General features: G+C 42.5%; 23 protein-coding genes. 10 read left to right on the top strand and 13 right to left on the bottom strand.

The annotated features are described in order from the left end of the window. Positions 1–42: 42 nt before the first annotated feature. The 6 genes from I5349_RS03960 to I5349_RS03935 form a co-directional block, all read right to left on the bottom strand. Positions 43–1,581, bottom strand: a complete 1,539-nt coding sequence (locus tag I5349_RS03960) for a toxin-antitoxin system YwqK family antitoxin (protein WP_226389430.1) — start codon at positions 1,579–1,581, stop codon at positions 43–45. A gap of 162 nt (positions 1,582–1,743) precedes the next feature. After that, positions 1,744–2,298: a hypothetical protein gene (locus I5349_RS03955; protein ID WP_226389429.1), complete on the bottom strand. Its 555-nt coding sequence runs from the start codon at positions 2,296–2,298 to the stop codon at positions 1,744–1,746. Positions 2,299–2,348: 50 nt separating this feature from the next. Further along, positions 2,349–3,344: a 3-oxoacyl-ACP synthase III family protein gene (locus I5349_RS03950; RefSeq protein WP_226389428.1), complete on the bottom strand. Its 996-nt coding sequence runs from the start codon at positions 3,342–3,344 to the stop codon at positions 2,349–2,351. A 107-nt stretch (positions 3,345–3,451) separates the two neighbouring features. Beyond that, a complete protein-coding gene (locus tag I5349_RS03945; protein WP_226389427.1) occupies positions 3,452–4,348 on the bottom strand; it encodes an MBL fold metallo-hydrolase in 897 nt (298 codons plus the stop codon). Then, a complete protein-coding gene (locus I5349_RS03940; RefSeq protein WP_226389426.1) occupies positions 4,348–5,043 on the bottom strand; it encodes an SOS response-associated peptidase in 696 nt (231 codons plus the stop codon). Before I5349_RS03940 ends, I5349_RS03945 begins: the two co-directional genes overlap by 1 nt. Before the next feature lie 23 nt (positions 5,044–5,066). After that, positions 5,067–6,032 (bottom strand): YheT family hydrolase, encoded by a 966-nt coding sequence (locus I5349_RS03935; protein ID WP_226389425.1) that lies wholly within the window; start codon positions 6,030–6,032, stop codon positions 5,067–5,069. 121 nt (positions 6,033–6,153) lie between these two features. Here I5349_RS03935 and I5349_RS03930 point away from each other — a divergent pair, with 121 nt between their 5' ends. From I5349_RS03930 to I5349_RS03920, 3 genes are all read left to right on the top strand, one after another. Then, positions 6,154–7,815, top strand: coding sequence for a pyruvate dehydrogenase complex dihydrolipoamide acetyltransferase (locus tag I5349_RS03930; protein WP_226389424.1), 1,662 nt, complete (start codon positions 6,154–6,156; stop codon positions 7,813–7,815). A 72-nt stretch (positions 7,816–7,887) separates the two neighbouring features. Further along, a complete protein-coding gene (gene hslV / locus I5349_RS03925) occupies positions 7,888–8,427 on the top strand; it encodes an ATP-dependent protease subunit HslV (RefSeq protein WP_226389423.1) in 540 nt (179 codons plus the stop codon). Between the two features lie 20 nt (positions 8,428–8,447). After that, positions 8,448–8,969, top strand: coding sequence for a hypothetical protein (locus tag I5349_RS03920; protein WP_226389422.1), 522 nt, complete (start codon positions 8,448–8,450; stop codon positions 8,967–8,969). Positions 8,970–8,976: 7 nt separating this feature from the next. On the opposite strand, the gene I5349_RS03915 is transcribed toward I5349_RS03920, so the two are convergent. Then, positions 8,977–10,161 carry an aspartate aminotransferase family protein gene (locus I5349_RS03915; RefSeq protein WP_226389421.1) on the bottom strand — a complete coding sequence of 395 codons (1,185 nt, stop codon included), beginning with the start codon at positions 10,159–10,161 and terminating at the stop codon, positions 8,977–8,979. A gap of 6 nt (positions 10,162–10,167) precedes the next feature. Beyond that, positions 10,168–11,058 (bottom strand): class I SAM-dependent methyltransferase, encoded by an 891-nt coding sequence (locus I5349_RS03910; protein ID WP_226389420.1) that lies wholly within the window; start codon positions 11,056–11,058, stop codon positions 10,168–10,170. Positions 11,059–11,220: 162 nt separating this feature from the next. On the opposite strand from I5349_RS03910, the gene I5349_RS03905 reads away from it, so the two are divergent. Continuing rightward, a complete protein-coding gene (locus I5349_RS03905; protein WP_226389419.1) occupies positions 11,221–14,046 on the top strand; it encodes a M16 family metallopeptidase in 2,826 nt (941 codons plus the stop codon). Between the two features lie 115 nt (positions 14,047–14,161). Then, positions 14,162–14,896 carry a 3-deoxy-manno-octulosonate cytidylyltransferase gene (gene kdsB / locus I5349_RS03900; RefSeq protein ID WP_226389418.1) on the top strand — a complete coding sequence of 245 codons (735 nt, stop codon included), beginning with the start codon at positions 14,162–14,164 and terminating at the stop codon, positions 14,894–14,896. A 46-nt stretch (positions 14,897–14,942) separates the two neighbouring features. Here kdsB and I5349_RS03895 read toward each other — a convergent pair whose 3' ends face one another. Genes I5349_RS03895 through I5349_RS03885 form a run of 3 tightly spaced genes read right to left on the bottom strand, consistent with a single transcriptional unit; the run spans position 14,943 to position 17,422 of the window. Continuing rightward, entirely contained in the window at positions 14,943–15,449 is a 507-nt protein-coding gene (locus tag I5349_RS03895) for a hypothetical protein (protein WP_226389417.1), read from the bottom strand. Positions 15,450–15,482: 33 nt separating this feature from the next. Then, positions 15,483–16,715 (bottom strand): nucleoside recognition domain-containing protein, encoded by a 1,233-nt coding sequence (locus tag I5349_RS03890; protein ID WP_226389416.1) that lies wholly within the window; start codon positions 16,713–16,715, stop codon positions 15,483–15,485. A gap of 2 nt (positions 16,716–16,717) precedes the next feature. Next, complete coding sequence (locus I5349_RS03885) at positions 16,718–17,422, bottom strand: 16S rRNA (uracil(1498)-N(3))-methyltransferase (protein WP_226389415.1); 705 nt, start codon at positions 17,420–17,422, stop codon at positions 16,718–16,720. Between the two features lie 239 nt (positions 17,423–17,661). On the opposite strand from I5349_RS03885, the gene I5349_RS03880 reads away from it, so the two are divergent. Continuing rightward, positions 17,662–18,102, top strand: a complete 441-nt coding sequence (locus I5349_RS03880; RefSeq protein ID WP_226389414.1) for a response regulator — start codon at positions 17,662–17,664, stop codon at positions 18,100–18,102. A gap of 5 nt (positions 18,103–18,107) precedes the next feature. Here the strand turns inward: I5349_RS03880 and I5349_RS03875 are convergent, their stop codons facing one another. Then, positions 18,108–18,641 (bottom strand): DsrE family protein, encoded by a 534-nt coding sequence (locus tag I5349_RS03875; RefSeq protein WP_226389413.1) that lies wholly within the window; start codon positions 18,639–18,641, stop codon positions 18,108–18,110. A 111-nt stretch (positions 18,642–18,752) separates the two neighbouring features. On the opposite strand from I5349_RS03875, the gene I5349_RS03870 reads away from it, so the two are divergent. The 4 genes from I5349_RS03870 (at position 18,753) to I5349_RS03855 (ending at position 22,886) form a co-directional block, all read left to right on the top strand. Then, positions 18,753–20,042 (top strand): NupC/NupG family nucleoside CNT transporter, encoded by a 1,290-nt coding sequence (locus tag I5349_RS03870; protein ID WP_226389412.1) that lies wholly within the window; start codon positions 18,753–18,755, stop codon positions 20,040–20,042. A gap of 174 nt (positions 20,043–20,216) precedes the next feature. After that, positions 20,217–21,158: a sulfate adenylyltransferase subunit CysD gene (gene cysD, locus I5349_RS03865; RefSeq protein ID WP_226389411.1), complete on the top strand. Its 942-nt coding sequence runs from the start codon at positions 20,217–20,219 to the stop codon at positions 21,156–21,158. Positions 21,159–21,208: 50 nt separating this feature from the next. Beyond that, a complete protein-coding gene (locus tag I5349_RS03860) occupies positions 21,209–22,456 on the top strand; it encodes a sulfate adenylyltransferase subunit 1 (RefSeq protein ID WP_226389410.1) in 1,248 nt (415 codons plus the stop codon). A gap of 271 nt (positions 22,457–22,727) precedes the next feature. Continuing rightward, a complete protein-coding gene (locus I5349_RS03855) occupies positions 22,728–22,886 on the top strand; it encodes a hypothetical protein (protein ID WP_226389409.1) in 159 nt (52 codons plus the stop codon). 65 nt (positions 22,887–22,951) lie between these two features. Here the strand turns inward: I5349_RS03855 and pckA are convergent, their stop codons facing one another. Next, positions 22,952–24,553 carry a phosphoenolpyruvate carboxykinase (ATP) gene (gene pckA / locus I5349_RS03850; protein ID WP_226389408.1) on the bottom strand — a complete coding sequence of 534 codons (1,602 nt, stop codon included), beginning with the start codon at positions 24,551–24,553 and terminating at the stop codon, positions 22,952–22,954. Positions 24,554–24,765: the final 212 nt, after the last annotated feature.

Here is a 24,765-nt window from a genome sequence, read left to right as displayed (position 1 = left end):
CTTTTCTTAATAACCACTTGGAGCTGATATTGTTAGGGTTTCTTAAAAAAAGAAATCATCGTATGGATCAGGTCTCATCATTTGCTGTTGCTGCTGAATAGGCGGATTTTTGACTTCGCCATTTTCATACTCGATCACTTCCATGAGTCTGCCGCTTCTGTTGTAAAACTTCCATTGACCGACTTTGAGGCCATTGACTAGGCGACCTTCTGAGGCCATGTTGCCATTGTCATGGTAGTATTTCCAGACGCCAGTGGCTTCTCCATCTTGGTAGGTGCCTTCAGATTCTTTCTCATTGTTTGGGAAATAGGTGATGCGCACGCCATTGCCATTTCTGAGAGTGCCGGCATTGAGGGAGTCTTTGCCATTGAAGCTATAAAACTTAGAGACATTCCAGAGTTTACCATCTCTCCAAGTTTCTTCTTGCATCAGGTTACCATTGTTATGAAAAAGTCCCCATAGACCATCTTCTTTGCCCATGATGAAGCTTCCTACAGATTTGAGTTGACCTTCGTCATAGTAGTTGAACCACTGTCCGCTTTCCTCATCGAGTTTATAGTTACCCTCAGCGATTAGTACAGCTCTAGGATTGAAGTATTTCCATAGGCCAGTCTTTTGGTCGAGCACATACTCACCAATAGAGTAGAGGGTGCCTTCTTGGAAAAAGCTCTTCCAAGTGCCTGTTTTCATGCCATTACTGTACTGGCCTTCTACTGATAGATTGCCATTGGCGTAGTATTCTACATAGGTACTGTCTGGAAGACCTAGTTTGAAGATCATGCGTTTAGAGAGCCTTCTATTGCTGTGAAATTCTTCCCAGACTCCTATAGGCGTCCCACTATCATACTGCTCTGTGCGAGCTGTACGGCCGTTGATTTCATAGTAGTAGATCCAGTTGCCATCAGGCTTACCTTCTTTGTAGGTTTTGGTAGAAAATTTCTTTCCTGACTCAAAGTACTCGGTCCATTCACCTACTTTATCCCCGTTTTTGTAGGTTCCTTCTTCTTTGATCGAGCCAAAGTCAAAATACTGCTTCCAAGGCCCATCCAGCTTGTCATCTACATAAGTGGCACTGGTGAGTAGTGTGCCATAGGGATCAAATTCACGGTATTTACCGTTGAGTTTATCTTCTTTGAACTCGAGCTGTAGCATTAAGTTGCCTGTAGGATAGTAGGAACGCCATTCACCCGTTTTCTTCCCATTTTCATACTGACCCGTTACTTTTGGCTTTTTATTGGGATGAAACTCTTCATACTTACCCACCAAACTGCTGTCTTTCATGACGACTTTGATGGACAAGTTACCCATTTCGTCATATTGCTGATAAAGTCCATTGGGTTTGTCATTGACGTACTGTAGCTCGTAGGTTTTGAGGCCTGTGCGTGGATTGTAAGATACCCAGTTGCCGACTTTTTTGCTGTCTTTGTAGTAGCCTTCTTGGATGATTTGGTTGTTATTATTATAAAATCTCCAAAGTCCCTGGCGGAGCTTATTCTGATCTACTACTCCTGTGGTGATGATCGTGCTGTCTGCATTGTAGAGTGTCACGAGATCATTGCCTTGACCATAGCCGGTAGACACGAAAAAAAGGCAGATTAATCCAAAAATATATTTCATAGCTGTCTGTAGAAGCGCTTGTTTTTAATAGGTTGAACTGCAACAGGAATTACCCGCTACATCTTCCCTTATTACGTAAAAATAACACCTTTGTTGAATCGATCTCTAAATTATTCAAATAAATGGCTATTTAGTTAATAAAGAGATGTAGTCTTCAAAATGTTCAAGTAATTGATTTTGAATGTCTTTCTTGGTGTCAAAAGGTATGCTTTTGCCTATTTTAAAAAATGGGTGTGGATTCACGCTGTTATCCGATAACAGAACTTTCGTTTCTGGATGGTCAAAGTCATGTGTCCAGGGGTCTTTTTGCAAGAATAGTGCATAGTCTCGATCGCATAAAGGGTCTAATCTTTCATAAAGCTGTTGATGAGTTGCTAGTGCTTTTCCACTCAGCAGAAAATAGCTGTTGACTGATTTTCCCCACCAGATTAATGTGCGCATGGTCAGGATGCTTTCTTTAGAAATTTGTGCTGGAAAGTCTAACAAGTGCCAAGGGAGACCCTGTAGGTTTTCCCCATGCGTTACTTTGCGGTGTTTGGAGGGTAGATGCAGCGATTTCCAGCGTGCTTCGTAGCTGTCTGCCAGCTGATGCAGTGCATGAATGAGCGTTTGCTTCAGGGCAGACTGCTTGAGCAGGGTTTCTCGATCGCTGAGGATGGCTAGGGAGGCAGGGTCAAACATAGGCTAGGATTTAAAAAGAAAAGAGACCTCTCAGTCTCTTTTGCGAATGATTACCATCGGATTAGTGCGGATGCCCAAGTAAATCCACTTCCGAAGGCAGCGAGACAAATGAGGTCGCCCTCTTTGATCAGGCCTTTGCCCCAAGCTTCACTCATCGCGATAGGGATGGAGGCGGCAGTGGTATTGCCATAGTGCATGATATTATTGAATACCTTTTCATCAGGCAAGGTTAGCTGCTGCTGGATGAAACTGCTGATTCTCAAGTTAGCTTGGTGTGGTATGAGCAAATCAATGTCTGATTTGTCCAGTTTGTTGTGTGCCAAAGCTTCCATGATGACTTCTTGGAATCGGACTACGGCATGTTTGAATACGGCATTGCCATTCATGTGCAAGTTGAAAGAGCCGCTTTCGATCAGTTCAGGAGAAAGTCTCACCGTACGGCTGCTGCCAGGGTCTTTGACATAAAGCTCCTCTGCAAAATCTCCATCTGCATGTAGGTGAGTAGATAGGATGCCAGACTGCGCATCCGTAGCTTGTAGGACGGCTGCACCTGCGCCATCTGCAAAGATCACTGAACTAGAGCGGCCTGCATCTGACTTGTCCAAAGCAGAAGATTGGATCTCCGCCCCAACGACCAAAATGGTCTTGTACATGCTTGTTTTGATAAACTGATCGGCTATAGACAGCGCATAGATGAATCCACTACAAGCATTGCGGATATCTAAGGCACCGATGCCTTGAAGACCAAGCTCGCGCTGCATGAGTACGCCAGATCCTGGGAAGAAGTAGTCAGGTGTGATGGTCGCAAATACGATGAAATCAATTTCTTTGACATCGATACCCGCTCTTTCGATCGCCATTTGAGCAGCTTTGGTACCCATATTGGCATTGGTATCTACTCCTGGCTCAAACCATCTGCGTTCGTGGATACCTGTACGCTCTACGATCCACTCATTATTGGTGTCTATGATTTTAGATAGGTCGTCATTAGTGACTACATTTTGAGGGACATAGTGTCCCAATCCTATTATTTTACTTTGCTTCATGGGGTCTTATTTTCCGAGACTTGCAAGATAGTCAAAACAGGGAAACCAAGAAAAAGTTCTTGGCTCAAAAGCTAAGTTTGAAAAGCAAATACCTTGATTTTTGGAAACTAGGCGGATGGATTATGTTTTTTCCAATACCTCAAAAGTCCTGCTACGGACATCCAGATTGGATTGGCATACTCGTATTGGACGAGGCCTTTTTTGTCAATCCCCTTGCTGATGAGGTGGTTGGCTACATAGTCTTGAAATGCAGGTACGATCTCTTCTGCAGGAGTAGCTGCGTCATAGTAAGGCTTGATCCAGTCTCTCCAAGCTAACAGTATCTCTGTGAGTTGATCGAGGTGATGAGAAACTTGCGTGACTTGGCCATAATGCGTCAGTAGGAGTCGCTTTGGTGCCATAGTTCGCATCAGTGCTATGGATTGAAGCCAGTCCTCTATGTGGATATCTGGAGGAGGACAGGGAGGTACTACCACGTCTCCCACGATACAGACGCCTGCGACATCTCCTGTAAAGAGCGTATCTTCTATCTGCCAAGCGATGTGATGGATGGCATGCCCAGGAGTGTGATGAGCGATGATTTTAGTGTCTCCAATTTGTAGTATTTCTCCATTTTCCACCGTGCGCAATTGATCTGCTGGGATTGCTTGCATGTCACCCCAGAGTGTATCCATCTGGTCTTGGTAGATGCGTCTGGCAGAATCAATGAGTTTGCTAGGATCTGCTAAGTGTGCATAGCCTGTAGGATGTACATACACTTGAGCACCTTGCTTGGCAAATGCCCAAGCAGCCCCTGCATGATCTAAGTGGATGTGCGTCAAGAGTACGTGCTTGATGTCTGCTACTTGATAGTCATGGATTGACAGTTGCCTTTGTAGTTGTGCGAAGGTGCTATGAGGGCCTGTTTCTATGAGGAGAGGTCCTGCACTGGTTTCTATGAGGAAGGCAGCGATCGTTTGCTCTTCTCCTAAAAATTGTAAATCAAGGACGTGGATTTTAGCCATCAGCCAAAGAGTGTATAGTTTCCAAATTGATCAGCAGGAGGTGTTTTTCTCAACAGGCTTGCACTATCGTTTTCAAGCTCATTGATCTTAGGCGATACTGGATAGGCACTCATTTGATGTGTTGGGTAGGGCTTCAGCACTGCTACCAATTGCTCCAAAGAGGCGGTAGGATCTAGCCATATTTTCTCTGCATCCTTGCTCAGGATAGCTGGCATGCGATCAGAAAACTCTGCTACTTGGTCATTGGCTGGTACGGTCAGCAGCATGAAGGTGTAAGTCTGCTCACCATCCATCGTTTCATATTCATCCCATATCCCAGCCATGGCAAAGGTCTGTTCATTTTCTACCACAAATCGATAAGGAACTCTAGTTTTTTTACCCAATGCTTTCCAAAGAAAATAGCCATCAGCTGGGATGATGCAGCGCTTTTGTGTGATTAGATTTTTGGTAGAAGCTTTTAATGCAATTGTTTCCGCTTTGGTATTGATCAGTTTTTGAGAGATGTTTTTATTCTTGGTAAAAATAGGAGGGAGTCCCCAGTAGAAAAAAGAAAAGCCTTTGGATCCGGCAGTGATGACAGGCAGCAGTTGAGTAGGTGCCGCATTGTATCTAGGCTTGTAGGCGGGTGAGACTTCTGCTTGAAATCTGGCTTCTAGGTCTTGTTGGGATAGGGTTATCGAATATCTTTCACACATGTGATTTTGGATTATGGCTCAAGTTAAGACGGGATTGTTAGAAATTCAACTGCTCTTTTTTCAGAGTAATACAAACTTGCTTTACTGGCTGGCGTAAAACCTACGTGTCCACCATGTTTGGGATATTCTAGGTATAGGTTACTCAGATCTTGGGCGATAGCTGTAGGGTAGCAAGCAGTAGAGAGAAATGGATCATTGAGGGCGTTGAGCAAGAGCGTTTTGACTTTGATGTGCTCTAAGAAATATAAAGCGCTGCACTGCTGGTAATAGTCTTCGGCATCTCTAAATCCATGCAAAGGCCCAGTGTAGACATCATCAAAATCCTTCAAAGTCTTGATCCGATCAAGTTGGTCTAGTGGCAAGTCTTTTGGATAAATGGCGGCCTTATTGCGCACTTTTTCTTTGAGTGTTTTCAGAAAGCGTTTGGCATAGACGATGTTTTCTCTTTGTGAAAGTTTTTTGCCAGAGCTGCTCAAATGTACCGGAACAGATATTGCTACTGCCCCTTTGATTTGTGAGGGGATATTTTCTTTTTGCTCTCCCAGATACTTCAGGGTGAGATTTCCTCCCAGACTAAATCCGCAAAGCGCTACAGTTTCATAACCTTTGCACAGTGCATGTCTGATGACCGTATCCAAATCATCTGTAGCACCACTATGATAAAATCGGAGTTGTCTGTTCATCTCTCCACTACAACCTCTGAAGTTCCAACAAAGCGCATCCCATCCTTGCTCATAAAAGGCTTTGGCCATGCCCGTCATGTAGGGTCTTTGACTATTTCCTTCTAATCCATGTGAGATAATGATCAATTGTTTGCTTTTTTGCGTTAACCAATCAAGGTCTAGGAAATCATCATCTGGTGTGCTGATCCTTTCTCGCTGAAAAGCAAGCAGATGCGCATTTCTAAATAAGCCAGGGACGATGGTTTGACTATGTCCCTCAAAAAGATAGAAGGGAGGTCGGTAAGCACTGGATTTGATCAAAGGCATAACAAAATGAGGCTTTGATTTAATTTTTATTGATGAATGGAGTGTCAAATTACCGATTAATTATTTGAATAAACTTACAATTAAAACTATTTTTGGACACGAAAACGATAATTGAAAATATATGGCGGAAGTAATACGTATGCCCAAGATGAGCGATACCATGGAAGAAGGGGTAATCGCAGCATGGCTGAAAAAAGAAGGTGATGAAGTCAAGTCGGGAGATATCTTGGCTGAGGTGGAGACGGATAAGGCTACTATGGAATTGGAGTCTTATGAGGATGGCACCCTTCTTTATATCGGAGTCAAAGAAAAGGAGTCAGTTCCTATCAATGACGTCATCGCGATCATCGGTAAAAAGGGTGAAAACATAGACGATATATTAGCGGAAATCAAAGGTGGGGGTGCTAAGGAATCCAAAAAGGAAGACAGCAAAGAGTCCTCTGCATCTAAGAAAGAAGATAAAGAAGAAAAGAAAGAAGCTCCAAAGGCTGAAAAGAAAGATACTTCTAACATCAAGGCTACTTTGATCACGATGCCTAAGATGAGCGATACTATGCAAGAAGGTACGATCGCCTCTTGGCTCAAAAAGGTAGGCGATAAAGTAAAGTCAGGAGATATCCTCGCTGAGGTAGAGACTGATAAGGCTACTATGGAGCTAGAATCTTATGAAGATGGTACACTTCTGTATATAGGTGCTGAAGCTGGTGAGTCTGTAGCCATTGACGGTGTCATCGCGGTGATCGGTCAAGAAGGTGCTGACTACAAGGCACTCATAGAAGCGCATGAGTCAGGGTCTTCTGATGAGTCTGAAGAGACGAGCAAAGAAGAAACGCCTAAATCAGAAGAGAAATCAAGCTCTTCAGCTTCATCTACCCCTAAAGCTTCTCAAGAAAGTTCTAGTACTGATGGCGAGCGTGTGAAAGCCTCTCCACTAGCAAAGAAACTCGCAGAAGAGAAAGGAATCAACATCGCTGAGGTAAAAGGCTCAGGTGAAAATGGTCGTATCGTCAAAAAAGACATAGAGAATTTCACTCCAAGCAAAGCTAGCAGCCAAGCTTCAAGTGCAAGTTCTAGTGTAGCTAGCCCAGCAGCAGTAGGACAAGAAAGCTACGAAGAGGTAGCAGTTTCTCAAATGAGAAAAACTATCGCTAAGCGTTTGGCAGAAAGCAAGTTTACTGCTCCACACTTCTACTTGACCATGGAAATCAACATGGACAAGGCGATGGAAGCTAGAAAGAGCATGAATGAAGTCTCTCCAGTGAAGATATCTTTCAATGACATGGTGATCAAAGCTGTGGCAGCATCGCTTAGACAGCATCCAAAGGTGAACTCTTCTTGGCTAGGAGATAAGATCAGGTATAATCACCATATCCATATCGGAGTGGCAGTAGCAGTTGAGGAAGGACTTCTCGTGCCTGTAGTGAGATTTGCTGACGGTAAGTCGCTTTCTCAAATCTCTAATGAGGTGAAAGAACTTGGCGCTAAAGCTAAGAACAAACAGTTACAGCCTAAAGACTGGGAAGGAAATACCTTTACCATTTCTAACCTAGGTATGTTTGGTATAGAGGAGTTTACAGCCATCGTCAATCCACCAGATGCATGTATCCTAGCGGTAGGTGGTATCAAGGAGACGGTGATCGTCAAAGATGGTCAGATGCAAATCGGCAATATCATGAAAGTGACGCTATCTTGTGATCATCGAGTAGTAGATGGCGCAGTAGGATCTGCTTTCTTACAGACACTTAAAGGTCTTCTAGAAGATCCTGTTAGAATTTTGATTTAATAATCTTTAAACCATATCTCAAAAGTCCCGTTGATTCATCGGGACTTTTTTGTTCTTAAAATATATCACAACATGGAAAAAATGAGATCGACTACGGTAGTGGCTATCAAACATAATGGTCAAGTAGTACTTGGTGCTGATGGCCAAGCTACATTGGGAAATACTGTTGCAAAAAGCAATGTCAACAAAGTGCGTAAGCTTCAAGGAGGAAAAATACTTGCAGGCTTTGCGGGCAGTACTGCTGATGCTTTTACACTTTTAGAGCGCTTTGAAGCTAAACTAGGTGCTCATGGTAATAATATGAAACGTGCAGCTGTGGAGCTAGCGAAAGAGTGGCGCATGGATAGGATGCTGTCAAAGCTCGAAGCCATGATGATCGTAGCGGATCAAGAAGACATCTTGATCATCTCTGGTACAGGTGATGTGATAGAGCCAGATCAGCAAATCGCTACCATCGGATCAGGAAGTATGTATGCGCAGGCAGCTGCAAGAGCTTTGAAAAAACATGCGGCTGAGCTGAGTGCAGAAGAGATGGTCAGAGAAAGCTTGAGCATAGCTGCGGATATTTGTATTTATACCAACCATAATTTAGTTGTAGAAAAAATTTCGTAAATTCCAGACCTAAAGAATTTATGATGAGGTATTTACTGAGTATTTGGTGTCTTTTTATCTTAGTGTCCTTTTCATGCGCAGGACAAGATAAAGCCGCGTCTAAAGAGGTTTTACTGAAAGATTCGACTACATATATCCTGATGAATCCTAAAGTTTTTTTAGGTAACGGAGAAGTGATTCAAAACGCTGCCATTGGGATAGACTCTTTGGGTAAAATCAATCTTTTGGTGGATGCTACTACGAGTAGGATCATGATGGATCGCTTCGATGTCATGGTTTCTTTGACGGGTAAATACTGTTATGCGTTTGAAAGACTAGCTGATGATGATTATGATTTGCCACATGTATTAGTGAATGTCTCCGAATTGGGCTACCTCACGATCAATGTGGGTGAAGAGGTGCCTATCAAGGAAAATGAACTTGCCAATCTAGCAATTTATGATCGTCCATTAGCTAAAATGAATGATCCACAAATACCTGCTTTGATCGTGGTGAGGGGAATCCCTTATCAGCCAGTGAGAAAAGAAGAGCCTGTAGAATAAAGCTGATTTAAGCTTGTTCCTCAATAGCCTGTAAGATGATCTTGCAGGCTTTTTTGATTTCTTCTTCGGTGATAATCAGAGGAGGAGCAATGCGCATGGCATTGTCACAGAATAGGAACCAATCTGTGATCACTCCCAGCTCGATGGCGCGATCTATAATAGGTTTGAGTACTTCAAATGATTCGAAAGCTACAGCCATCATGAGGCCTTTGTTTCTGATTCCTTTGATTTTAGGGTGAACAAGTAAAGCTTTGAAAAGCTCAGCTTTTTGCGCTACCTGTTCTACGAGCTTTTCTTCTTGAATCACTCTGAGTGTAGCGAGAGAAGCTGCGGCAGACACTGGGTGTCCACCAAAAGTAGTAATGTGTCCAAGAATAGGATTGTTTTTAAATACCGCCATCATCTTTTGAGAACTGATGAAAGCACCTATCGGCATGCCACCACCCATGCCTTTGGCACAGACGAGGATGTCTGGCATGATGCCATAGTGTTCAAATCCCCAAAACTTACCTGTACGTCCAAATCCTGTTTGGATTTCATCTAGGATAAGTAGAGTACCTGTCTCATCGCAGCGTTTTCTCAAAGCTTGCAGGTAGTTAGCGCAAGAGACCATGATTCCTGCTTCTCCTTGGACCGTTTCTACGATCACAGCGGCTGTTCTGGTAGTGATTTTAGCTAAATCTGCAAAGCCACCATATACTATACGATTGGTATCTGGAAGGAGCGGTCTATAGACTTGCTTGAAGATCTCATTACCGCCTACAGATAAGGATCCATGAGAGGAGCCATGATAGGCATTGAAGCAACTGATCAGTTCAGTACGGCCTGTGTATCGCTTGGCTAACTTGAGTGCACCTTCTACTGCTTCGCTGCCGCTATTGACTAAGTAAGCAGTATCGAGTGGGGCTGGTAGCGTTTCTGCGAGCGCTTTAGCCAGCTGTACCTGAGGAGATTGTACGTACTCCCCGTACACCATCAAGTGCAAATATTTATCTGCTTGATCTTTGATAGCTTGGACGACTTTGGGATGTCTGTGACCAACATTACTCACACCAATCCCAGAGATCAAATCCATGTAGGATTTGCCTTCAGGTCCATACATGTAGATCCCCTCTGCATGATCTATTTCGATCATCAAAGGAAAATCTGTGGTCTGCGCTAGGTGTTGTAGGAATAATTGTCGGTTGTTCATGCTGGATTAGCTGTGGAATCTATAGAATATGCCAAGTGGGAGCTTTTTGTCAAAACTGTCCTCTAAGAACAACTCACCGTATGCTGCATTGTTGATGTTTTTGAAGCTGCAGTCCACTAAGTTTTTGGCAATCAGTGCTGAAAAACTCAGCGAGTACATATTGAGCAAGAAAAAGTGATGCTCAGGTTCTAATATCTCTGCGCAAAGCTTCAGCATCTCATTGATCTGCTGGTCGAGCAACCATTTTTCTCCATCAGGGCCTCTACCGTATGCAGGAGGATCTAGGATGATGCCGTGGTATTTATTGCCTCTTTTGGCTTCTCTTTTGACAAATTTCATGGCGTCTTCTACTACCCAGCGGATACCATCTAGTCCACTAGACTCCATGTTGTGGCGAGACCAAGTCACTACTTGCTTGACAGCATCTAAGTGTGTGACTTCCGCACCAGCAGCTCGCGCAGCGATAGAAGCAGCACCTGTATAAGCAAAGAGATTAAGGACCTTGGGTTTTTGTACAGGCATGGCTTGGATGCGCTCATAGATATAATCCCAGTTACAAGCCTGCTCAGGGAATAAGCCTACATGTTTGAAAGACGACATGGCCAGGTTAAGTTTCAGGTTCATGCCATCCTTCTGATAGCCTATTTGCCAGTTGTGAGGCATTTTTCCTTTGACATTCCAGCTTCCTTTTTCTGGGTTTTTAGGGTCCTTTCTAAAGATGGCGTGAGATCTTTTTTCCCATTCTTCTACGGGTAACGACCTGTCCCAGATGGCTTGCGGTTCAGGCCTCGTCATGATATAAGGACCAAAACGCTCTAATTTTTCAAATTCACCAGTATCTAGGAGTTCATAGTCAGTCCAGTGTTGTGGACTTAGGGAAAGGATGCTTGCTGTCATGGCGCAAAATTACAAAAAAATGGGGGATATCATGAGATTAGCCGATCCGAGTAAAAGCTAAATGTGAATCATCAAATATTTGATCAATGGCGTCATAATTACAGCAAATCCTCCCAGTCTCCTGAGATACTTACTACCTTAGATGCAAACAAAACAAACAGCATGTTGAAAAAACTTAAAAACACACTCTTGGTGACACTATTCACTGGAGTACTTTTAGCTTGTGGCAGTGATCAGCAGCAACAAGAATTTTCAGTAGACTATGAGAAATTCACTTTAGACAATGGCCTAGAGGTGATTTTTCATGTTGACAAGTCTGATCCGGTAACAGCAGTGGCCCTGACTTTTCATGTGGGTTCTGCTCGGGAAAAAGAAGGTCGTACTGGCTTTGCTCACTTATTTGAGCACTTACTTTTTTTAGAGTCTGAAAACTTAGGTAAAGGAGGCTTGGATAAGCTCAATGCAAAAGTAGGAGGCTCAGGTGCTAATGGTTCTACGAGTAGGGATCGAACCAATTATTACCAAACGGTACCTAATGATGCCTTAGAAAAAATGATCTGGGCTGAAGCTGACAAACTCGGTTTCTTTATCAATACGGTAACAGAATCGGTCTTGGCGAAGGAAAAAGAGGTCGTCAAAAACGAAAAGCGACAGGGTGTAGATAATCAGCCTTATGGACATGCTAGCTATGTGACGGGTAAAAATCTTTACCCTGAGGGTCATCCTTATAATTGGCAAGTGATTGGTTCGCTTGAGGATCTTCAAAACGCTACTTTGGCAGATGTGAAAGAATTTTACAAAAAGTGGTATGTACCTAATAATGCTACTTTGGTCATTGCAGGTGATTTTGATACTGCACAGGCTAAAGCTTGGGTAGAAAAGTACTTTGCTGAGATTCCAAGAGGAGAGGAGATCACGCCTGTGGATAAAATGCCAGTGACTTTGTCAGAGACTAAGTCGTTGTACCATGAGGATAACTTTGCTAGAGTGCCACAGTTGACCATGACTTGGCCTACTGTAGAGCAATATCACCCAGATAGTTATGCATTAGATTTATTGACAGAACTACTGACAAGTGGTAAGAAAGCTCCATTTTATAAAGTACTAGTAGAAGATAAGCAAGTGACTTCGGGTGCTAGGATGTACAATTATGGTGCGGAGCTCGCAGGAGAAACGTCTCTTAGCGTACGTGCTTATCCAAATGTGAAGCTAGATGATGTTAAAGCTGCTATCGATGAAGCATTTGCTAAGTTTGAAGCAGATGGCGTAGATCAGCAAGCACTTGATCGTATCAAAGCAGGTCAAGAAACTAATTTTTACAATAGCCTTTCTGGTGTATTGGGCAAAGCTTTCCAATTAGCACAGTACAATATATTCGCTAATGATCCTGGCTATATCAATGAAGACATTCAGCGTGTCTTGGCTGTAGAAGCTGCTGATATCATGCGCGTTTATGAAAAGTACATCAAGGGTAAAAACTATGTAGCCACGAGTTTTGTGCCTAAAGGGATGAAGGACTTAGCACTAACAGGTGCCACGCAAGCAGAGGTAGTAGAAGAGCAAATCGTGATGGGAGCGGAGCAAAGCTTTGACTTGAGTCAAGAGACTAGCTATGAGAAAACACCTTCTAGCTTTGATCGTAGTGTAGAGCCTCCATATGGTCCAGCGCCACAGTTGAGCATCCCAAGTGTATGGCAGACGGAAGCAGCTAATGGCATGAAAGTGTTTGGTATCACCAATGATGAACTGCCGCTCGTTCAGTTTAATATCCGTCTTAAAGGTGGTTTGCTACTAGAAGACCCTGCCAAAGTAGGTGTGTCTAACTTGCTGGCTACTATGCTGACTAAGGGTACTGCAAATAAAACACCTGAAGAGCTCGAAGAAGCTATCGATAACCTCGGTGCACGTATCAGCATCAATGCAGGCAAAGAGAGTTTTTCTATCTCTGGAAATGCCTTGGCTAGAAACTATGATGCTGTATTAGCCTTAGTAGAAGAAATGCTTCTCCAGCCTAGATGGGATGCTAAAGAGTTTGATCTAGCAAAGCAACAAATCGCTTCTGCACTGGTGCAGCAGCAGGGAAATCCTGGCGCGATTGCTGCCAATGCAGCCAATGAATTGATGTACGGAAAGGATAATATCCTGTCAAAAAATGCATTAGGAGATGTCAATACCATCAATGATATCACGATAGATGATTTGAAAGCTTATTATACAAGTTATATCAGTCCTTCTGTAGCTAATATGCACATCGTAGGTGCGATCGATCAAGCTAAAGTAGAAACTTCACTAGCCAGTCTAGCGGAAAAGTGGGAAGCTAAAGCAGTGACTTTCCCTGCACTTACTTTACCATCAGCACCAGAGAAGTCTCAAGTATATTTCTATGATGTACCTGATGCTAAGCAGTCTCAATTGAGAATCGGCTATTTGGCATTGGCAGAGACAGACGAAGATTTCTATCCAGCTAGTGTGATGAATTATATCCTTGGCGGTGGTGGTTTTGCATCTAGATTGACTCAAGAACTCAGAGAAGGACAAGGCTACACTTATGGTATCGGTTCTGGTTTTTCAGGATCTGATATCAAAGGGCCATTTACGATCTCTACAGGCGTTCGTACCAATGTCACTTTTGAATCGCTTGCTTTGATCAAAAAGATCCTTGCAGACTATCCAACCACATTTACAGAGCAGGATCTTGAAACTACTAAAGGCTTCTTACTTAAGAGTAATGCCAGAGCATTTGAGACGCTAGGCGCTAAACTCGGTCTATTGACTGATATGAGTGCTTATGGTTTGCCAAATGATTATGTCATCCAAAGAGAGCAAATCGTTCGCGATATGACTGTCGCACGAATCAGTGAGTTAGCCAAGCAATACGCTAATCCTGATCGTATGATATACTTAGTTGTAGGGGATGCTAAGACACAACTCAATAGATTAGAAGCGCTAGGATATGGCAAGCCAGTATTGCTCAATCCAAGTAAGTAAGTTTATTAAGTAAGCATATAAAGGCTTCTCTACTCAGGGAAGCCTTTATTTTTTGAATGCATGGCAAGATGCGTTGGCTTTGTCTATATTTAAGCTCTGAAAAAATAAACTCTATATGCAAGACTTGAAGACTGTGGCTTTGATACCTGCAAGGATGGCAGCCTCTCGCTTTCCTAGAAAAATGCTCGCTGACCTTTGCGGCAAGCCTGTGATCCAAAGAACTTATGAAGCTACAGTAGCTACTGGTTTGTTTGATCAAGTAGTAGTCGTCACAGATGATCAAGAGATATTTGAGGTGATGGAACAAGCTGGAGCGAAAGTCATGATGAGTGATCCTTCACACCAAAGCGGTTCTGATCGCATCGCTGAAGCAGCCAGTCAGCTAGTAGTAGATGTGGTAGTCAATGTTCAAGGAGACGAACCCTTTGTAGACAAGGATACTTTAGCGAGTTTATTAGAGGCTTTTCAAGAGGAGGGAGTATCTGTTGCTAGTTTGATGATGCCTTTAACAGCTGTAGAGGATATCCAAAATCCTAACTATGTCAAAGTTATTACTGATCTGAAAGGTGATGCGCTTTATTTTAGTCGCTCACCGATTCCTTATGTGAGAGATACGCAAGCAGGTCATCAGTATTTTAGACACATAGGGGTCTATGGCTATCGTAAAGAAACTCTTTTAGCTTTTACCCAAATGCCTATGACTGTATTAGAAGCTACTGAAAAATTAGAGCAATTACGCTTATTAGAAAACGGTATTAAGATTAGGATGGTCAAAACTAATCACTTGAGCATAGGGATCGATACTCCAGAAGATTTAGCATTGGCGATAAAACGATTTCAATCATCGTAAAAAGCATCAAAAAAGCCTCTGAGAGTTGATTTCAGAGGCTTTCGATTTATTCTGTTATTTGCATTGGGCCTACAGGAGACATTCTACTTGTTGGTGTCACGATATTGACATACTGATGATCTTGCTTGATATGGCAAGAGTTGCAGGCTGTAGTGAGCATAGAGAAAGTCTTGGCAAACTCAACGGTATCTTTTTTCTCAATAGCAGCATCAATAGCTGGTAAAGTATATTCTAGAAAAGATGCCGCTGATTCAGCATGTTCAGGTCTTCTGATCAAGCCAGCTTCTATCGCTTCTTCGATATGCTCGACTTGGTGCGCTGCAAATCCCCAGTTTTGATCTTGTCCAGCAAAATAAAGTTCATTGTATCTATAACCTACTTCCCACATGGTATGGGAGAATCCACCATGTTGATTGGCTAGGGTATTAAACTTCTCATCTGGAGAGCCTTTGAGCCATCCACCTTCCCCAGCATCTTTTGATTCTGGTTGGCAAGCGTAGATGATAACAGCAAAAAGCATCGTACTAAGAACTGCGATATGTGATTTTTTCATAGTAAAGGTATTAAAGCGTTGTAAATAAGGTTTTTAATGAAAGAATAAATAACTGATAATAATGGCTGCAGTGATTCCCGCTAGATCTGCTATCAAGCCAGCAGTGATGGCATACCGTGTCTTGCGAATATTCACTGCCCCAAAGTAAACTGCAATAACATATAGAGTTGTTTCGGTACTTCCCTGTAAAACACTGGAAACTCTTCCTACAAAGGAATCTGCGCCATAAGTATCCATTGTTTCTAGCATCATCCCTCTAGCACCACTACCGCTCAGCGGCTTCATCAGTGCAGTAGGCATGGCTTCTACAAAGTCAGCATTGACTCCGATCAAAGTAACGATCCATCTCATTCCGTCTACGATATAGTCTAGCGCACCAGAAGCCCTAAATACCCCGATAGCGACCAACATGGCTATCAGGTAAGGCACAATGGAAATGGCCATTTTGAAACCTTCTTTTGCTCCATCGATAAAGGATTCATAGATATTGATTCGCTTGATCCAGCCCATGAAGATAAAAAAGGAGATGATGCTGAATAAAATCAAATTACTTGCCACGGAGGAGATGCTGGTGATCTCTGCTTGTGTAAGCGTAGAAAAGTACCAAATCACTCCAGTGATCAAAAGCGTTAATGTACCTAGATAAGCCAACACAACTTTATTGAGTAGATTAATCTTTTGATACAATGAAACTACAATCAGTCCAGTCAGTGAAGAGAAAAAAGTAGCCAAAAGAATTGGAATAAATACATCTGACGGATCTGCAGCGCCCATTTGTGCTCTATAGACCATGATGCTGATCGGGATAGCGGTAAGCCCTGAAGTATTGAGCACTAGAAACATGATCTGCGCATTACTGGCAGTATCTGGGGTTTTATTGAGACGCTGCATTCCTTCCATAGACTTGAGGCCCAGTGGAGTGGCGGCATTGTCCAGTCCGAGAAAATTCATGCTAAAGTTCATCAGCATGGGGCCTATTACGGGGTCATTTTTAGGGATTTCAGGGAAAAGCTTCAAAAATAAAGGTTGTACTGCTCTGCTGATAAGCTTGACTACCCCAGCATCTTCTGCTATGCGCATGAGTCCAAGCCATAGAGAGATCACGCCTGTTAGAAAAAGTGCGATCTCAAAACCAGTCTTAGACATATCAAAGGTAGAGTTGACCAAGGCTGGGAAAATCTCAACATCCCCTAAGAAGATCAGTTTGATCAGCGCTATGACAAAGGCTATGAGGAAAAAACCAATCCAGATATAGTTTAAGACCATGCTTACTCGTTGATAAGGTTTAAAATATGCACTGCAGCAATGCCAGCAGTTTCTGTTCGCAAACGGCTTTTGCCCAGAGAGACAGGTTTGAATCCACTAGCGATAGCCTTGTCTATCTCTTTTGGTGCAAAATCCCCCTCAGGGCCGATGAGTACCAAATAAGACTCCTGTTTTTTAGCTGCATCCTTTAGGTGAGTTGGGATCGTTTCATCTACGTGTGCAATAAATCGCTGATAGCCATCCATGTCATAGTTTTGAAGCCAATCTTTCAGTGCAACAGAAGGTGTAATCTCAGGCATCCATGGACGTAGACACTGCTTCATGGCACTGATGGCTTTTTTCTCTATACGTTCTTGCTTGATGACGCTTCGCTCTGAATTAGCTGTAATCAGAAAAGTGATATGGTCTACTCCAAACTCTATGGCCTTTTCTACAAACCACTCGATACGGTCAATATTTTTAGTTGGTGCTATAGCTATATGAATGTAGTGATCAGGTCTTTCTTGGAAATCCTGCTTGATGACCTGAACCATGCATTTTTTTGGATGTGCTTCTTTCACTTGGCATTCATAGATCGATCCTTTACCATCTGTGATCATGATAGTGCTCCCAACAGTGTATCGGAGTACTTTGACAGCATGACGAGCGTCTTCCTCAGATAGATAAAATTCTTTGCTAGAAACTTCAGGATGGTAAAAAAGCTGCATGTATTTTTCTCTTTGATCAAATTTAGGAAAAGCCCGCAAAATTTTCCCTTTTGTTTTCAGATTTGTCTGATTCGATTGTTGATTTTGAGATTCAATCGAGCTGCAAATGATTTATGTCAGAAATTTCTAAGAAATCATATAATTTTTTTTAAATAAGTGATAGATGAAGCCCAAAGGTTTGGTATTTTTGTAGGGGTCATTACAGATCCTATTCATCTTGACAGCTTTAATTTTTAGATATGGTCGGAAGGGAAATACATATACTGCTGGTGGAAGACAATGAAGGGGATGTACTTCTTACACTTGAAGCGCTGAGTGAGATCAAGATTAAAAATAAAGTCACCGTCCTCAAAGATGGAGTAGAAGCTTTAGACTTTTTGAAAAGGTCTGCTAGTCAAGAGGTTGTCATTCTACCAGATTTGATTCTTTTGGATATCAATTTGCCTAGAAAAAATGGCTTTGAACTTTTGAGAGATATGAAACAACTCCCTCATATCATGAAAATCCCCGTAGTGATGCTGACCACCTCAAATGCTGAAGAGGACATCCAAAAGGCTTACGATCAAGCAGCTAATTATTTTATTTCAAAGCCTTTAGACTTTACTAAATTCATGGAAGTCATCCGCTCTATTGAGGACTTTTGGATATCAGTGATTAAGATTCCTTCTGCCAAATCTTAGCAGTATCAGAACGTAAAAGTTGTATATCCCTTAGGTTCATAGGTAGTGAAAGTGGTTAAAAATGAAGTAGCAATCCCCACTTCTTTGATCAAGTTTTCCCTTGGAAGATCTCTGGCGATAAGTGATTGTCCGCAGACGAGTATTTTCACACCTGCTTTTTCAAGTGCTTGATAGACAGCTATATTAGGATTTTTCTTTCCTGTGCGTTTTTCATAAAGCATATCCTTCAATAACGTCACAGAAGCGGGTCCATGCACTACAACGATGACATCCATTTGCTCCATTTTGACACCTTCTATACCGTGCAGATTGATCATACGAGCGATATTGATTAGGGCAGGATTGAGTTCTCCTGAAGGCACTTCTAGGCTTTTGAGTTCTACCAATATTTTATAATAGGCATCTGGATTTGGGCGCTCTATCGCATCTTCGATGGCATATATACCTCCAAAATTAGGGATGATGGGAAACTGTGCTGTCTGCGCGATACTTGTGAAAGCAAGAAAGATCAAGAGACATGTAGTCGATAGGTATTTCATAGTATTAAAGCTTTTTGGCAATAAAGATTTTTTGAAGTGATAAGTTAGCATTAAAATATGTTTGATAAAGCATTTGCAAACTGTATTTTTGGCGGATATTAAATCAAACGAATGGATTATTTAAGAGGACTTTTAGGGATAGCCGTACTGATTGGGTTTGCTTATTTATTTTCAAGCAATAGGAAAGCAATAGACTGGCGACTAGTAGGAATAGGCTTAGTATTACAAGCAGTCTTTGGGTTTTTGATTACCAAGGTATCTTTTGTAGCAAGTATTTTTGGCTGGGTCAGTGAGAAATTCGTCATCTTTTTGAGCTTTTCTAGTGATGGTGCTAAGTTTCTATTTGGAGATCTAGCGGGAGATTCACTAGGTTTTATTTTTGCTTTTCAGGTCCTACCTACGATCATTTTCTTCAGTACTGTTTCCGCAGGCCTTTATTACCTTGGTATTCTTCAAAAAATCGTTTATGGCATCGCTTGGGTGATGTCTCGTACGATGAAACTGTCTGGTGCAGAGTCGCTTTCTGCTGCTGGTAATATATTTCTGGGACAAACTGAAGCACCTCTTTTGGTACGTCCATTTATTCCGAATATGACACGCTCAGAATTGATGTGTTTGATGACAGGCGGTATGGCTACCATTGCTGGAGGTGTTTTGGCAGGTTACGTAGCTTTTTTAGGTGGAGATAGTTTGGAGGAGCAAAGTAGATTTGCAGCATATTTATTGGGTGCAAGTATCATGAATGCTCCTGCGGCTATTGTGATTTCTAAGATCATCATCCCTGAAGAAAACAAGGAAGCTATCAACGACAAGTTAGAGGTCAATGAGGAAAATATGGGCGTCAATCTCATCGATGCCATGTCTATAGGTGCTAGTGATGGATTAAAGCTGGCACTCAATGTAGGTGGGATGCTTTTGGCTTTCATTGCCGTGATTGCTGCGCTTAACTATGTATTGACAGATTTCATCGGAGATGTGACTGGACTCAATGAGTTTGTAGTCGCTACTACCAATGGACAGTTTGCAGGCTTTTCATTAGAGTATATTCTCGGACAAATTTTTAGAGTATTTGCTTGGGTCATGGGAGTAGAGTGGACTGATACGCTAGCTATAGGCTCACTTTTGGGACAAAAGACCGTGATCAATGAGTTTGTTGCTTATCTAGGTTTGGCAGAAATGAAAACTGCTGGATTGCTTAGTGCCAAGTCAATTGTGATTGCTACTTATGCACTTTGTGGTTTCTCTAACTTTAGTTCGATTGCTATCCAAGTAGGAGGGATCGGTAGTATCGCGCCTAATCAGCAAGGCAACTTGTCTAAGTTGGGCATGCGTGCCTTACTAGCAGCGACTATCGCTTGTATGATGACGGCTACTATTGCTGGGGCTTTATTTGTAGGTTAATCTGCAAAGCCAAATCAATTTATATTAGCTTTTATCCCCTTTAATTCGACTTTATGAGGCTTTTTAAAACCAAATGACTTTGTTTTAATTTATTACTCTACTAAATCTATAGATTTTACTAATTTTGTAGCTATTAAGTATTGGACGTTTTTTTAATCATTCAAATCTGAACTTATGATTGAATCAAAAGATATGGTGATCGACCAAAGTTTGCCAAAATACTACCTTGACCACCTGAGAGAATTAGAAGCGGAGGCGATATTTGTGATCCGCGAAGTGGTGGCACAGTTTGAGAAGCCCGCCCTTTTATTTTCGGGAGGAAAGGACTCCATTGTCTTGGCACATTTGGCCAAGAAAGCCTTTTATCCCGCTAGGATACCCTTTCCTTTGATTCATATCGATACGGGACACAACTTCCCTGAGACCATCAGCTTTAGAGATCAATTGGTAGCTCAGTTAGGCGTACAACTAATCGTAGGTTCTGTTCAGGAGAGTATAGATTTAGGCAGGGCCAAAGAAGAAACGGGAGCTAATGCCAGCAGAAATGCCCTACAAACCATCACCCTACTAGATACCCTAGAAGCGCATAAAATAGACGCAGCAATGGGTGGTGCTCGAAGAGATGAAGAAAAGGCCAGAGCCAAAGAACGCTTCTTTTCTCACAGAGATGAGTTCGGACAGTGGGATCCTAAAAACCAAAGGCCGGAGTTATGGAACCTCTTCAATGGCCGCAAACAACAAGGAGAGCACTTTAGGGTATTTCCGATCTCCAACTGGACAGAGATGGACGTATGGCAATACATCAAAGAAGAAAATATTGCCCTGCCAAGCTTGTACTTTAGTCATGAGCGGGAGTGTATCCTCCGTGATGGAGTGATCTTAGCCAACTCAGCATTCATCAAACTCAGAGCAGACGAACAACCACAAATGATGCAAGTGCGCTACCGTACCTGCGGAGACATGCCGATCACGGGAGCTGTCATCTCAGAGGCAGATACTCTGGACAAGATCATCATAGAGATCGCGACTACACGTACGACCGAGAGAGGCACTAGAGCAGATGACAAGCGAGGGGAGACAGCCATGGAAGATCGCAAGAAAGCGGGATACTTCTAGACCATTTTTTAAGCCATTCAATTATTGATCATTTTGAGCAAAGCATATTCATGAGCAATCAGATATTAAGATTTACGACAGCAGGTAGTGTAGACGATGGGAAGAGCACTTTGATCGGAAGACTCTTGTATGACAGTAAAGCCATCTTTCAAGACCAGTTAGAGGCAGTCGAAGCTTCGAGCAAAAAGAAAGGTTTTGACTATGTGGATCTGTCCTTGCTGACAGATGGCCTGAAGTCGGAGCGAGAGCAGGGGATCACCATTGATGTAGCCTACCGCTACTTTGCGACCCCAAAGCGTAAGTTCATCATCGCAGACACTCCTGGACACATCCAGTACACCCGCAACATGGTGACGGGCGCCTCTACAGCCAATTTGGCCATCATCCTGATAGATGCACGTAAAGGCTTGGTGGAGCAGACACATAGACACTCTTTCATTGCCTCCTTGCTACAGATCCCCCATGTGGTGGTGTGTATCAACAAGATGGACTTGGTAGACTACAGTGAGGAAGTGTACCATCAGATCGTAGCCGACTATCAAGCCTTTGCTTCCAAACTAGAGGTAAAGGATGTACAGTTTGTACCGATCTCTGCGCTCAAAGGAGATAATGTGGTGAGTAGATCAGAAAATATGCCTTGGTACGAAGGAAGTACGCTACTATACCACTTGGAAAATGTACACATTGCTAGTGACTACAACCACATCGATTGTCGCTTCCCTGTGCAACTGGTCATCAGACCCCATACCCATGAGCACCAAGACTACAGAGGCTATGCAGGCCGTATAGACGGAGGTGTATTCAAGGCGGGAGATGAAGTGAAGGTCTTGCCATCAGGCTTTGTCTCCACGATCAAAAGCATCGAACTGGATGGGCAACCTATTGAAGAAGCCTTTGCTCCGATGTCGGTGACGATGACGCTGACAGATGACATCGATATCAGTAGAGGAGACATGATCGCAAGGACGAACAACCAGCCTGAGCAAAGTCAAGACCTCGAAGTGATGCTCTGCTGGATGCAGCAGCGAGCATTGAGCCCTCGTACGAAAGTGATCCTCAAACATACGACCAAAGAGTGTGTGGCGATGGTGAAGGACATACAATACAAGGTAGACATCAATACCCTGCACAAGATCTCAGATGCGGGAAGTCTAGGGATGAATGACATCGGAAGAGTCTCTATTAGGAGTTCGCAGCCAGTCTTCTTTGATGCCTATAAGACCAATAGACAAACAGGCAGTGTGATCCTCATCGATGAACAAACCAATGAGACCCTAGCTGCTGGGATGATTCTTTAGGAGTGATGGGTATTTCATAGTATCAAAATATTTTAATACTTAACGAAATTTTAATTTATTAAAATTCTTGTTATTTTTAATTAATAATTTACATAAAAAAGTGAAATGATTAAATTTTGTTATGCGCTGATTGTATTTGCGTCTTTACTTCTCATAATCAATTGCTTCTTTATTGACTTTAGTGATATGAGCTGGTCGGTGAATAACGCAAGGTATTTGGGTATGTTTTCTATGGCTTGTTTAATTCTTTCCATGGCTTTGACTATTCGTAATGCAAAAAAACAAGGCATTAAGTAAAACTCAAGTCTATATAGATAGCATTCGTACCAAATTAGAGAAAGCTGGAGCTATTGGATTTACGGAGAATAGCAAAGAAGAAATTTTATCAAAATCTAAGGTTGCTTTAAGAATTGAAATTTGCTCTATATAATCTATAAAAAAAGCCCCTGAAAAGGGGCTTTAGTGGTTTGGGTTGATTGTTAATGGGTAATTTATTTAAACTTTTGGAGCACCTGCTAAGATAGCTTCACTAGCAAAGTCAGCATACTTCTGGAAGTTTTTCACAAAAGCATTCGCTAGTTCATTAGCCTTTGCATCATAAGCCGCTTTGTCTGCCCAAGTATCTCTAGGATTGAGCAATTCATCTGGTACATTAGGACATGTCTGAGGAACAGATACGCCAAATACTGGGTGTTGCTTGAATGTCACGCCATCTAGCTGACCTTCAAGTGCTGCAGTGATCATCGCTCTAGTATATTTCAACTTCATACGGCTACCGATGCCATAAGGACCACCAGTCCATCCAGTGTTGATGAGCCATACATTGACATTATGTTGCTTCATCTTCTCACCAAACAATGTCGCATACTTGGTAGGATGTAGTGGCAAGAATGCTGCACCAAAACAAGCAGAGAAGGTTGTTTGAGGCTCTGTCACGCCCATCTCTGTACCCGCTACTTTGGCTGTGTAGCCTGATATGAAGTGGTACATCGCTTGGCTTTCGTTGAGCTTAGAGATAGGAGGGATCACTCCAAAAGCATCCGCTGTCAAGAAGAAGATATTTTTAGGGATTCCGCCTAAGCTTGGTTCTACCGCATTTGAGATGTGGTGAATAGGGTAGGCAGTACGGGTATTTTCTGTGACAGTAGTATTTTCATAGTCCACTGTACGTGTGCCTTCATGGAATCTTGTGTTTTCTACTATTGCGCCAAACTTGATAGCATCCCAGATTTCTGGTTCTTTCTCTCTAGTCAAGTCAATGACTTTCGCATAGCATCCACCTTCGAAGTTGAAGATGCCTTTATCTGTCCATCCATGCTCATCATCTCCAATGAGCCCTCTGTTTGGATCTGCTGAAAGTGTAGTTTTACCGGTACCAGAAAGTCCAAAGAATACAGCAGTATCACCTTGCTTGCCGATATTAGCAGAGCAGTGCATAGAGAGCACTTGGTGCTCATGAGGTAGGAGATAGTTGAGTACAGAGAAGATACCCTTTTTCATCTCTCCTGCATAAGCAGTACCACCTATGAGGATCGTACGCTTGCTCATGTTGAGAATAGCGAAATTGCTCTGACGTGTACCGTCTATTGCTGGATCGGCATGAAAGCCTGGCGCACAGATGATCGTGAAGTTAGGGTCAAAGTTTTCTAGTTCCTGTGCAGTAGGACGGAGGAACATGTTGTAGCAAAATAGGTTTTGCCAAGCGTAAGTATTGATTACTCTAAGTTTGAGTCTGTATCTTGGATCTGCTCCTGCATAGGCATCTCTGACGTAGAGTTTTCTATCAGCGAGGAAAGCGATCATTTTTTCTTGCAGGCGGTCAAATTTCTCTGGGTCAAAGGCGATATTGACATCTCCCCACCAGACACTGTCCGCTGTTTTTTCATCCTTCACGACAAATCTGTCCTTAGGCGATCTACCGGTAAACTTACCAGTATCTGCCATGAGGGCTCCATTATCTGTTAATACACCTTCTTGATTGGCTAAGGCATGCTCCACAAGTTCTGCGGGGCTTAGATTCCAGTGTGCTTCTTTGTACTGCTCTATACCTAAGTAACTTAGATCAGTTGAAGAAGGCTTTAGACCTAATTCTTGCATGATATTAATTTGGGTTATGGATAAGTTGATTTCAGAAAATCAAGTCGTAAAGATAAGTGATAATCGGCTTTATTTATAAAGCTTTTCATTCAAAAATCTGCTTTTTTTCGCTTTTCAATCGATTGCGCTTCTAATGTCACTTTTTGGTTGGTATTCTTTTGAAATTTGTGCTATCATTGTGTTTGTTCGTTGTCCAAACGAGCTATTTAAGA

It is taken from the genome of Penaeicola halotolerans (assembly GCF_016464625.1).
In the GTDB taxonomy this organism is placed as follows: domain Bacteria; phylum Bacteroidota; class Bacteroidia; order Cytophagales; family Cyclobacteriaceae; genus Penaeicola; species Penaeicola halotolerans.
This window is presented reverse-complemented; position numbering and strand designations above follow the sequence as displayed.